Below are 10,821 nucleotides of genomic sequence, written 5' to 3'. Positions count from 1 at the left end.
AAAAGATGAGATACTAGGGCGTGCCGAGTGCCATGGCGACAGGGGGTGCCTAGCGGCGGCAACGCATTGACCCCGACTCCTTCAGCGGCGCATCGACCAGCGAGACCCTGATCCGTATTCATCCTTCCTTGATCCTGACACTTTGCCCTCCAGGGTTGACACAGGCGGGAATGCCAGTGTAGTGCGCAATTGTTGTTGAAAACGATTTTCAAATTCACCACAAGAAAGGAGTTACCATGAAGACTTTTCGCATTGTTCTCGGCCTGATGGGCCTGCTTGTCCTGTTTGCCGCCACCACGGCTCAGGCCCATGACATGTGGCTGGAAAAGAGGGGTGACCGGGCATGGCTGCTCTACGGCCACCCGGGCAGCACAGATCCCTACCCCCTTTCCCGCATCACGAGCCTGACCGGCATTACCGCCAATCATTGGGAGGTGGCGCTGGAGCCCATGGAGCACAAGGGAGAAGCCTATGCGTGGCTCAATGACGACTTTGCCATGCTCTGCGTCGATTTCGACAACAAGTACTGGTACAACACCGAGGAAGACGGCTGGCGCAACTTTCTGGACCCGCGCGAAGTGCGCGGCACCATCATGGACGAAGGCCGCTCCTGGAAGCTCGCCAAGGAGATCGTCTCCTGGCAGCCGTTCATGGCGCAGCCTGTTGGCCAGCGCGCCGAAATCGTTCCCCTCAAGGACCCCACCACCCTCAAGGAAGGCGACACCCTGCCCGTGATGCTCTTCTACGAGGGCAAGCCCATCCCCGCCACGGGGGCTGCTGTTTCCGTGACCTCCGACTCCACGGTCGAGCATCCCGAGATGCACAAGATCACTGACCAAAAGCCCGTCAACGTCAAGGTCGGACCAGCGGGCCGCCAGCTCATCCTCGGCAAGTACGAGCACCGTCTCGACGACACCCGCCGCGTCTGGTACGCCTTCTCCCTGAGCTTCACCACCAGGTAATCCTACGGAGAAGCCATGACCAGACAGCGCATCCTGCCCGCCATGCTCCTCGCCGCCTCCTTGCTGGTCCCGGCCAGCGCCATGGCCCACGCCGCCATTTGCAGCTGCTTTGACAACGGCGACAACACCGTGACCTGCGAAGGCGGCTTCTCGGACGGCTCGTCCGCCGCCGGAGTCCGGGTCTTTGTCCGCGATGCCAGCGACACCACCATCGCGCGCGGTGCCATGAACGACGACAGCGAGTTCACTTTCGAGAAACCCGCTGGTGCCTACACGGTGCTCTTCGACGCCGGGCCGGGCCACCAGATTCAAATCCAAGGCAGCAACATCGTTCAATAACCTGAACGCATATGCCAACACCCAAGGGCGCGCTCACCAGCGCGCCCTTTTGCTTCATCGAGCAGCCAGGGTCGTGTGATGCCTCGCCCTCCCCTTTCGCCAATCCCGCCCAGACGGTGCGAGGCGCGAGAGGATCAAGACAGAAGCGCAGTCTGCTTCGCATTTCATTCAATCCACTAGTGAACCAGCCCCCCGCTGGGGGCGGGAAAGTGTTCGAGTGCGAGGCGCGAGAGAGGATCAAGACCGAAGCGTAGTCTTCCTACGCAAGGGTTTGATCCTCTCGAAGCAACGAAGCAATCGGACGCTTTCCCGCCACCAGCCTAGGTGGCCGTTGAAAAAGTCAGGACCATCAGGCTGTTCAAAAATGGTGAGCTGCTAGGCGCGAAAAAAGTTCAAGGCCGAAGCGTTGTCTTCCTCCGCGTTCCATTCAACCCACCTTCGAAGCGAGCCCCCGCAGGGGGCGGGAAAGCGTTCGAGTGCGAGGCGAGAGAGAGGATCAAGACCGAAGCGTAGTCCTCCTACGCGAGGGTTTGATCCTCTCGAAGCAACGAAGCAATCGGACGCTTTCCCGCCCCCTGCCTAGGTGGTGAGGTGGGCGGTGGGGATGGTGATGGTAAAGATGGCGCCCTGGCCCACGCGGGAATTGGCCATGATGGACCCGCCCATTTCCTTGACCAGCTTCTTGGTGGCCATCAGGCCGATGCCTGTGCCCCGGCTGCCCTTGGTGGTGAAGAAGGAGTTGAAGATCCGGGTCAGAATCTCGGGCGCGATGCCGTGGCCCGTGTCTTCCACCTCGTAGCGCACGGCCATGCCGCCGCCGTCGCGGGTGCGGATGACCACTTTTTTCTCGCCTTCCAGGCGGTCCTGGCAGGCGTCGATGGCGTTGGACACGAGGTTGGTCAGACATTGGTGGATGGCGTTGGGGTCGATGCGCATGGAGGGGAGCGCCCCGGCCAGGTCGAGGACCAGCTCGACGCTACAGTTCTCGGCCTGGGTGGCCATCAGGTCGTGCACTTGTTTGGCCGGGCTGTTGGGGTCCGCGTCCACGGGATTGATGGTCACGGGCTTGGCGTAGTCGAGCAGTTCCATGGAGAGATTGCGGATGCGCTCCACGTCGCGGCGCACCATCTCCCACCCCTGGCGCAGGTATTCGCGGTTTTCAAGCTCCAGGCCCTTTTCGATGACGAACATGCCGCCTTCGAGCCCTCCGGCCACGTTCTTGATGGCGTGGGACATGGAGGCCACGGTCTGGCCCACGGCGGCCATGCGCTCGGCCTCCACCAGCTCCTTGCTCTTCTCGAGCACGAGGTGTTCGAGGTTTTCGGTGTATTCGCGCAATTGGTCGCGGATGGCGATCTTCTCTTCGGCGCGCCTGAGCGAGATTTCGAGGGCGTTCTCGTGCAGGGGTTTGGTGATGAAGTCGCCCGCGCCAAGGCGCAGGCTCTCGATGGCCACGCCCATGTCGCCATGGCCGGTGATCATGATCACCTCGCTGTCGGGCCAGTCTCTCTTGACGCGCTTGAGCAGCTCAAGCCCGTCCATGCCCGGCATCCTTATGTCGGTCACGATCAGGGGGATTTCGCGCGCGGCCAGCACCTCGAGCGCCTGCGCGCCGGTAGCGGCCGTGACCACCTCGTACCCGGAGTCGGCGATGGCCAGACCGAGAACGGTGCGGATTCCCTCTTCGTCATCAACGAGCAATACTGTTTTCTGCATCTCAACTGTCCGCGACTGGAAGTGTTATGGTGAACCGTGCCCCGGCCTCACCGTTTTCCGCGTGAATGGCTCCGCCGATATTCTTGACCAGGCCATAGCTGATGGACAGCCCGAGCCCGGTTCCCTTGCCGACCCGCTTGGTGGTGAAGAACGGGTCGAATATCTTGCTGAGGATGGCCTCGGGGACACCGCCGCCGTTGTCCTCCACCTGGATGAAGACCGAGTCCTTGTCGCGCCCGGTCCGCACGGTTATCCGTGGCGTATCAGAATCGGCGGCTCCTGTCTTCTCCTCAAGCACGTCCCGGGCATTGACCAGCAGATTGACCACCACCTGCTCCAGCTGCTCCGGCGAGGCCATGACCGGGGTCGGGTCGTCGGCCAGCTCCCAATCCACGGTGATGCCGTGGGCGTCGAACTGCTTGTTGAGCAGGGTGAAGGCGCGGTTGACGCAGTCGTTGACGTTGACCCGCTCCAGGTTCCGGTCCGCCTTGCGGCCGAACTCACGCATGTGGTTGATGATCCTGGTGGCCCGGTCCACGTAGCTGTCCACCTCGCGGGCCAGGGTGGCGACGGTCTCGGGCGGGATTGTCTCGCCCGCGTTGACCTTCTTGATGAAGAAATTGCTGGCCGACTTGATGACCGTGAGCGGCTGGTTCAACTCGTGGGCCACGCCCGTGGCCATCTCGCCCAGAGTGGCCATCTTGCCCGCGTGGAAGAGCAGCTGCTCGGCCTCCAGCCGCTCGGTGACGTCCGTGGTGCTGATGAGCAGGTATTCATCGCTGCCGTGGGCCGAAAGGGCCTGCATGATGTCCACGAAAAAGGCGGAGCCGTCTCTGCGCATGGACTTGACCTGGTTGATGGAGGTGAAGACGCGCAACTGCGCCTGGATGCGCTCGGTCTCGTCGGGATGAATGACCGTGAGGAAGGGGCGGCCGATGAGTTCCTCGGGCGCGTAGCCATAGACCGACGATGCCGTGGAGTTGCAGTCGATGATGGCCAGGGTGGTGTTGTCCACCACGAAGATGGAGTTGGGCACGTTGTTGAAGATGGTGTGGTACTTCTTCTCCGACTCCTTGAGGCGCTCTTCGAGCTTCTTGCGCTCGGTGATGTCCAGGCACATTTCCATGGCCTTGGTCACTCGGCCATGCTCGTCGCGGATGGGCGCGGTATGGACGATCCAATGGGAGTAGGTGCCGTCGGGATTACGGCGGCTCTCCTCGCTACAGTGGGCCAAGCCGTTCTCGAAGGTCTTCTCCACCGGACAGTCCTCGCACCGCTCGTTGATCCCCTTGTATGCCTGATAGCAGTAGGCCCCGGGGAACGGGCTGAAGCGCTCGCGGGTTTCCTTGTTGTATTCGAGCAGCTTGTAGTCCCGATCCTGGACCGTGACCACGCAGGGGACGTTGTCGAAGAGCAGCTCGTATTCGAGCATCTTGGCATTGAGGGCCTGCTGCTTGGCGTGCAGCGCCCTGACCATGGCCGTGTGCGAGCGGGCCAGCTCGCCCAGCTCGTCCTGGCGCATGGAGATGGGCAGGTCCGCCCTGGAGGTGCGCCCCTCGGCGATGTCGCGCGAGCTTTTGGTCAGCTGCGAGAGGGGCTTGGTGATGATCTGGCGCAGTCCGAGGAAGATGCCGCCCGAGGTGATGATGAAGAAGATGGTCCCAAGGACGATGAGGCCGGTTCGGTAGTCCGCGACCATCATATCCGTGTTGTCGAAGGAGAAGACGAGCTCCATGGTCCCGAGGATGGTTTTGTCCGGCGGATGAAAATGGCACGGCCCGCCCGAACACTCGTGCGAGTTCTCGATGGGCGTCTGCACGCTAAAAAGGTGGCCGCCCTCGCTGGAGCGGAATTCGCGGACACGCTCCTCCCGTGTGAGAGCCGCCTTGGGCGGATGCGAGGCGTGGCAGGCCTGGCACAGGGGGCGGTCCTGGCCGAGCACGGTGTCCTTTTCCTCGGGATCGTTCGAGAACTTGATCTCGCCTTCCTTGTTGACCACCCTGATGGAGGTGATGGGATTGATCTCGGCGACCTTGCGGATGATATGGTCGATCTCGTCGCGCGAGTTGCGCAGCATGGCGCTGTGCAGGCCGAGCTTGATGGTCCTGCTGACCATGTCGGCGGTGATGACGTGCTCTGAGAGGGTGTGGGTGTTGACGAAGCCGATGCTCAGGTGGATGAGGATCAGCGTCCCCACCAGCATTATGCCGCCGGTGGCGACAATGATCTTGGCGATCAGGTTTTCCCTGATTTTCATGATGAGCCCGAACATCGTATCCCTTCAACCCCTCTGGCAAAGCCATCCGACAGATAAATTTGCGGATTGTAGACCAAAAAATGGAACAGAACCAGTCGCCGTGTCAAGGCAAATTGATTGCAGACTCCAGAGGTCGGGAATTGACGCAGCGGGCGCAGCAATTGGTCGGGCAATTGGTCGAGGCAGCGGGCCGGGGCGCGGTCAGGGGATGTCGCGGCGTTTTTGCGGCGGCGGCGCGTCCCCGGGCGATGCGGCCTGCCGGGCGGCGTGGAAGGCGTAGATGCGGCGCAGGGTCTCGAAGGTTTCCACCGAATAATACAGGGCGAACAGCGCGCAAAAATGCGAGACCAGATCCCTGTCGAAATAGAGGGAGGCGAGGTAGAGCAGGAAGAAGGCGTACTTGGAGCGGATGAACCGCCGCAGTTCCACGCGCAGTTCATTGGCGTAGACCACCAGCCCGATGAAGGCCACGTAGGCGGCGGCGAAAAGGACCATGGCCGGTCCCCACGCGCCAAAGTGGTAGATGGCCGCAGCAGGCAGGATGACCACCCCGAGTTGGTCGGCCACGATGTCCACCAGCAATCCGCCGGGATGGGGCGTGCCGGTCCTGCGGGCCAGGGGCCCGTCCAGGCCGTCGCACAGCACGTACATGGCCATGGCCAGAATGGCCAGCCAGGCCAGCGAGGGCGGCGTCAGCCCGGCCAGCACCAGAAAGCCGACCCCGGCCGCCGAAACCTGATTGGGCCGAACCCCGAGCCGCACCAGCAGATTGGTGACCGGCGAGAATATCCGATCACGGATGCCCGCGAAGTCGCGCTGGCTGGCCCGTTCCTCGAAGTTGAAATAATCCATGGCTCGCGTCGCAGGTTTTGGCCCCGGTCTCCGCCGCCCCCACACCCGGCAGCAGGCGGATTCCCGTGACAGGACCGTGACGATTGCCAGAAATGTCCGTCATGCCGGAATTTTTGTCAAGAGTTGGTGTGGTGGAGTGGCCCGAGAAGCCAGCCTTGTATTACCGTCCAGTATTACCACCAAAAAAGAGGTTGCGCATTGTGTGCTGCAACCTCTTGTTTTTCCTGGTGGAGACGAAGAGATTTGAACTCTCGACCCCTGCCTTGCGAAGGCAGTGCTCTCCCAGCTGAGCTACGTCCCCTTGGGTTGAGGGTTGTTAGCGCTTTTTCGGGGCGGGGACAAGTGTTTTGACGAGGGGGTGGGGAAGATTGTGCGCCGGGGCGCGGTCACAGACCAAGGGTGGTGACCATGGTGTCCACGCGGTGGGCGTAGGTGTGTTCGCGCAGGATGAGATCGCGCCAGGCCCGGCGCAGGGCCGGGGTGGCCGGGTCGGCGCGCAGGCTCGCGAACAGGGGCTCGATGTCCTTTGGCCCGGCAAAGGTGATCGGCCCGGTCAGCTCGGCCGGAAAGATGGACAGGCCCGGATTGGCGTCGGTCAGGAGCAGGCCGCCCGCGCACCAGACGTCGAAATGGCGCTGGGTCAGTCCGGCCGGAAGCTGCATGCCCGTGACGTTGAGGCTGGCCCCGGCCGCGCGGTACACGGCGGGCAGGGCCGCGTAATAGTCCAGCGGCGGGCGCAGCTCTGCGGTCACGGACGGGGCGTCCCGCCAGCCCTCGTCGCCGAAGATGACGGCCTGCGGCCCGGCCTCGGCCAGACAGCGGGTGCGCCAGAAATATCCGGCGGCCTCGGCCCCTGCGCCCGCGCGGCGCACCTCGTTGCCCGGCCACAGGGGCGCGGGCACGCGCTCGCGCCACCAGTGATGATCGGGCCGCTGGCCGTGATCGAGCATGGCCTCGGCCTCGGCCAGCAGGGCCGGGTCCGGGGTCAGCCCGGCAAAGAAGCGCTCCTTGTGCGGAAAGGCCGAGCGGCCCACGAAGACGAGCCTGTCGGCAAGGCCGTGGGCGCAGTCAGGCACCGGGCCGGGCTCGGCGAACAGCTCCGGGCTGGTGGCCAGGGGCAGGTGCGTCACCCAGCGCGCCCCGGCCCCCACCAGCGGGCCGATGAAGCTGTGATCCGTCACGAAAAGCCGCGCCTGCCGCCAGTAGCCGGACTTGACCCCGGTGAGCAGATTGCAGGGGTTGTCCACCAGCCAGACCGCCACCCTGACCCCGGCCTCGCGCAGCAGCGAGAAGCCCAGGCCAAAGGGCTCCAGCCCCCGGAAATTGACGCTGAGGAAGAGGTCTGGCGTGCCTTGGGCCAGCAGCCGGGGCAGCTCGGTGCCGGGCGAGCGCTCCAACCCCTCGCGCTCCACCATGACCACGCGAAACCCGCGCGACTCGAAGGCCAGGGCCACTTCCCGGGTCATCAGGTCGCTCTCGGCCGTGGGCAGCCAGACGGTCCTGCGTCCGCCATGGGCGCGGTGCGGCGCGACGCGGGCCTTGGCCAGCGCGGCCCGGGCGGCCAGGGGGGCGAAAAAGGAAGGGAACGCCTTGAGGACCGGGCGGTAGCGGATGATGGTGGCCGCTGCCGCGCGCTCCGGGGTGAACGCCTCGGGCGCAAGGGGGACGAACCCAGCCGGGACAGCGTCGGCCCAGCCCTCGATCTGCTCGGCCAGGGCCGGGCACTCGATGAAGGCCGCGGACGGAAAGCGCGCGAACAGCACGGCCGTGGCGGCCGGGTCAGGCCCCAGGCCGAGGAACACGGCGTCCTGCCCGCCGGGCAGCACCTCGAACTGGTCCGGGCCATCGGGCAGGGTCTGGGCATTGCCCAGTTCGTTGACGATGCGGATTCTGACGGGGCGGTGGACCATGCTGCGCTTGGCTTTTCCGGCGTATTCGGCTACCAATCGCTCCACGCCGGGCAAGGAGCGGTGCCATGAAACAATACCAGGACAAATACTTCAAGCGGGCCAAGAAGGAAAACTACGCGGCCCGCTCCGTCTACAAGCTCAAGGAGATGGACAAGCGGTTCGGCCTCTTCAGGAAGGGCCTGACCGTGCTCGACCTGGGCGCGGCCCCGGGCTCGTGGTCGCAGTATGCGAGCGAGCGCGTGGGTCCGCAGGGGCGCGTGCTGGCCGTGGACATCCAAGCCACCAAGCACACCTTTGCAGACAACATCGTCTTCCTCCAGGCCGACGTGTTTTCGGACGCGCCGGAACTGCTGGCGGCCATGGAGCCGCTGGCGCCCTTTGACCTTGTTATCAGCGACATGGCCCCCAAGACAACCGGAATCAAGTTCGCGGATCAGGCCAACAGCCTGGAACTGTGCGAGCGCGCCTTCGAGGTGGCGGCCAGACGGCTCAAGCGCGGCGGCCACTTCGCGGTCAAGATTTTCGACGGAGGCGAGACAAAGGCGTATGCCGACTCGCTCCGGCCGCACTTTGAGAAAGTGAAATATTTCAAGCCGTACAGCTCGCGTTCCGAGAGCAAGGAACTCTTCATCGTGGCGCTTGGCTTTGTCGGGACAGACGGGTAGAATAATCGACCATTTTGAACCCAACCTTTCTTTGCACATCCTTTGAGGAGGACATATGGCCGGACACAGCAAATGGGCGAACATCCAGCATCGCAAGGGTCGCCAGGACGCCAAGAAGGCGAAATTCTTTACCAAGGCCGCCAAGGACATCATCCTGGCCGCCAAGGCGGGCGGCGGCAACCCCGAGGACAACTCGGGTCTGAGGCTGGCCATCCAGAAGGCCAAGCAGGTCAACCTGCCCAAGGACAGGATCGAAAACGCCATCAAGAAGGGCACCGGCGAGCTGGCGGGCGGCGACTACATCGAGGTGGTGTACGAGGGCTACGGCCCGGGCGGCGTGGCCATGCTCGTGGACGCGGCCACCGACAACCGCAACCGCACCGTGGCCGAAATCAGGCACATCTTCAGCAAGCATGGCGGCAGCATGGCCGAGGCCGGAGCCGTGTCCTACATGTTCAGCAAAAAGGGCGTCATCATCTTCGACAAGGAAAAGTACACCGAGGACCAGCTCATGGAAGTGGGCCTGGAAGCCGGAGCCGAAGACATCATGGACGACGGCGATTCCCTGATCGTGCACACCGCGCCCGGCGACTTCATGACCGTGCAGCAGGCGTTCACCGACGCCGGGATGGCCTACGAGTCCGCCGAGGTGGGCCGCGTGCCAGAGACGCTCATCCCTGTGGACGTGTCCACCGGCCGCAAGACCATGAACCTTTTCGACGCCCTTGAGGATAACGACGACGTCCAGAAGGTCTACCTCAACGCCGACTTCCCTGACGAACTCTTCGAGGACGAGTAGGCGGGCGTGAGCCAGGGCAGCGTGGTGGTCATTGGGCTCGACCCCGGCTCGCGGGTGACGGGCTACGGCATCGTCCGCGAATCATCGGGCCAGGCCGAACTGGTGACCACCGGCGTCATCCGCACCCCTGCGGGCAAGGACATGGGCACGCGCCTGGGGGTCATCTACACCCGGCTGGCCGAACTGATCACGGCCCACGATCCGGCCGAGGCGGCCATCGAGAACGTCTTCGTGTCCAAAAACCCGTCCTCGGCGCTGAAGCTGGGCCAGGCCCGGGGCGCGGCCATGGCCGCCTGCGCCACCCACGGCCTGAGCGTGGCCGAATACGAGCCGAGCAAGGTCAAGAAGAACCTCGTGGGCGTGGGCGGCGCGCCCAAGGATCAGGTGGCCTTCATGGTCGCCCGCTGTCTGGGCATCAAGAAGCCCGACTGGCCCGAGGACGCCTCGGACGCCTTGGCCGTGGCCATCTGCCACCTGAACGAGCGGCGCATGCGCAGGCTGATCGGTGGCTGACCGCACCATCTCCGAAACTTGAAAAAGGTTCGCCCGGCAGCGCCGGGTGAACTTTTTTGTCCCAACGCGGGCGGGCTGCTACTGGCTGCCCTTGCCCTTTGCCTTGCCCTTGCCCGTGGCTTCCGGCGGGAGATCCACGGCATTCCCGGACGCTGCCCTGCCCTTGCCTGCTCCCCGGCCCTTGGCGGCGTCGGCCCCCTTGCCCTTTGCCTTGCCCTTTGCGTTTACCGAGGGGTGGACGCCGGTCTCGTTGGCGATGGCTCCCCAGCCCATGCCGGAGTCGCGCATGGCCCGGATTTCGGCGGGCGAACGACCGCTCTTTTCGGCGATGGCCTTGACGCGCGCCTCGTCGAGATTGCGCGCCGCGATCCCCGAGCGCTCCCTGGCCCGATCAAGCTCCCTGCCCGCCTCGGTCTGCTGCTGCCTGGTGCCGCGTCGCATGACCTCGTCGTACATCTCTCGGGCCTTCCTGACCCGCTCATCCGCCTGGGCCGCCTCCTCCACCACGACCTCGCCCACCAGGGAAACAAGATCATCCGTGGTCAGGGGCGTGGTGTCCTGGGCCAGGGCGGGACAGGTCGTGGCCAGCAAGACCGCCAATGCCAGAGACATGGAAAGAAGAAACCGTCCGACCGGGGGTGCTGTTGCGCAGTGTCGCATGACCGCTCCTTGTTTTGCGGAAGTATATCCTTCATACATATACACCAATCCCGCCGAAAAAGTCACCGCAAATGCGGGGCTGGCCGCATCGCCGCAGGGGTGCGCATTCCCTTTGAATGTCTCGCCGCGATGGGGTACACCATGGGCA

Annotated in this window: 10 protein-coding genes and 1 tRNA gene; 5 read left to right on the top strand and 6 right to left on the bottom strand. The window is 64.0% G+C overall.

Going from position 1 to position 10,821, the window contains the following annotated elements:
• Positions 1 to 236: 236 nt before the first annotated feature.
• Both QQS14_RS11790 and QQS14_RS11785 read left to right on the top strand, forming a co-directional pair.
• Positions 237 to 962 (top strand): DUF4198 domain-containing protein, encoded by a 726-nt coding sequence (locus QQS14_RS11790; RefSeq protein ID WP_285907198.1) that lies wholly within the window; start codon positions 237 to 239, stop codon positions 960 to 962.
• Between the two features lie 15 nt (positions 963 to 977).
• Positions 978 to 1,301: a hypothetical protein gene (locus tag QQS14_RS11785; protein ID WP_285907197.1), complete on the top strand. Its 324-nt coding sequence runs from the start codon at positions 978 to 980 to the stop codon at positions 1,299 to 1,301.
• A gap of 579 nt (positions 1,302 to 1,880) precedes the next feature.
• Here the strand turns inward: QQS14_RS11785 and QQS14_RS11780 are convergent.
• From QQS14_RS11780 to QQS14_RS11760, 5 genes are all read right to left on the bottom strand, one after another.
• Positions 1,881 to 3,017 (bottom strand): sensor histidine kinase, encoded by a 1,137-nt coding sequence (locus QQS14_RS11780; RefSeq protein ID WP_285907196.1) that lies wholly within the window; start codon positions 3,015 to 3,017, stop codon positions 1,881 to 1,883.
• 1 nt (position 3,018) lies between these two features.
• Positions 3,019 to 5,274 carry a PAS domain S-box protein gene (locus QQS14_RS11775; protein WP_285907195.1) on the bottom strand — a complete coding sequence of 752 codons (2,256 nt, stop codon included), beginning with the start codon at positions 5,272 to 5,274 and terminating at the stop codon, positions 3,019 to 3,021.
• 201 nt (positions 5,275 to 5,475) lie between these two features.
• Positions 5,476 to 6,126, bottom strand: coding sequence for a CDP-alcohol phosphatidyltransferase family protein (locus tag QQS14_RS11770; RefSeq protein WP_285907194.1), 651 nt, complete (start codon positions 6,124 to 6,126; stop codon positions 5,476 to 5,478).
• 225 nt (positions 6,127 to 6,351) lie between these two features.
• A tRNA-Ala gene (locus tag QQS14_RS11765) sits at positions 6,352 to 6,427 on the bottom strand.
• A gap of 85 nt (positions 6,428 to 6,512) precedes the next feature.
• The gene (locus QQS14_RS11760; protein WP_285907193.1) at positions 6,513 to 8,081 is read right to left on the bottom strand and encodes a glycosyltransferase family protein; all 1,569 of its coding nucleotides are present in this window, start codon (positions 8,079 to 8,081) and stop codon (positions 6,513 to 6,515) included.
• Between the two features lie 20 nt (positions 8,082 to 8,101).
• On the opposite strand from QQS14_RS11760, the gene QQS14_RS11755 reads away from it, so the two are divergent.
• The 3 genes from QQS14_RS11755 to ruvC are packed head-to-tail and all read left to right on the top strand — an operon-like array spanning position 8,102 to position 10,013.
• Positions 8,102 to 8,701, top strand: coding sequence for an RlmE family RNA methyltransferase (locus QQS14_RS11755; RefSeq protein WP_285907192.1), 600 nt, complete (start codon positions 8,102 to 8,104; stop codon positions 8,699 to 8,701).
• A 55-nt stretch (positions 8,702 to 8,756) separates the two neighbouring features.
• Positions 8,757 to 9,500: a YebC/PmpR family DNA-binding transcriptional regulator gene (locus QQS14_RS11750; RefSeq protein ID WP_285907191.1), complete on the top strand. Its 744-nt coding sequence runs from the start codon at positions 8,757 to 8,759 to the stop codon at positions 9,498 to 9,500.
• 6 nt (positions 9,501 to 9,506) lie between these two features.
• A complete protein-coding gene (gene ruvC / locus QQS14_RS11745) occupies positions 9,507 to 10,013 on the top strand; it encodes a crossover junction endodeoxyribonuclease RuvC (protein ID WP_285907190.1) in 507 nt (168 codons plus the stop codon).
• Positions 10,014 to 10,091: 78 nt separating this feature from the next.
• Here ruvC and QQS14_RS11740 read toward each other — a convergent pair whose 3' ends face one another.
• A complete protein-coding gene (locus QQS14_RS11740) occupies positions 10,092 to 10,625 on the bottom strand; it encodes a hypothetical protein (RefSeq protein WP_285907189.1) in 534 nt (177 codons plus the stop codon).
• Between the last annotated feature and the right edge of the window lie 196 nt (positions 10,626 to 10,821).

The sequence above is a fragment of the Pseudodesulfovibrio pelocollis genome (genome assembly GCF_030282845.1).
In the GTDB taxonomy this organism is placed as follows: domain Bacteria; phylum Desulfobacterota; class Desulfovibrionia; order Desulfovibrionales; family Desulfovibrionaceae; genus Pseudodesulfovibrio; species Pseudodesulfovibrio pelocollis.
Note: the sequence above shows the minus strand (reverse complement) of the source record. Positions and strands in the feature narration are given on the sequence as shown.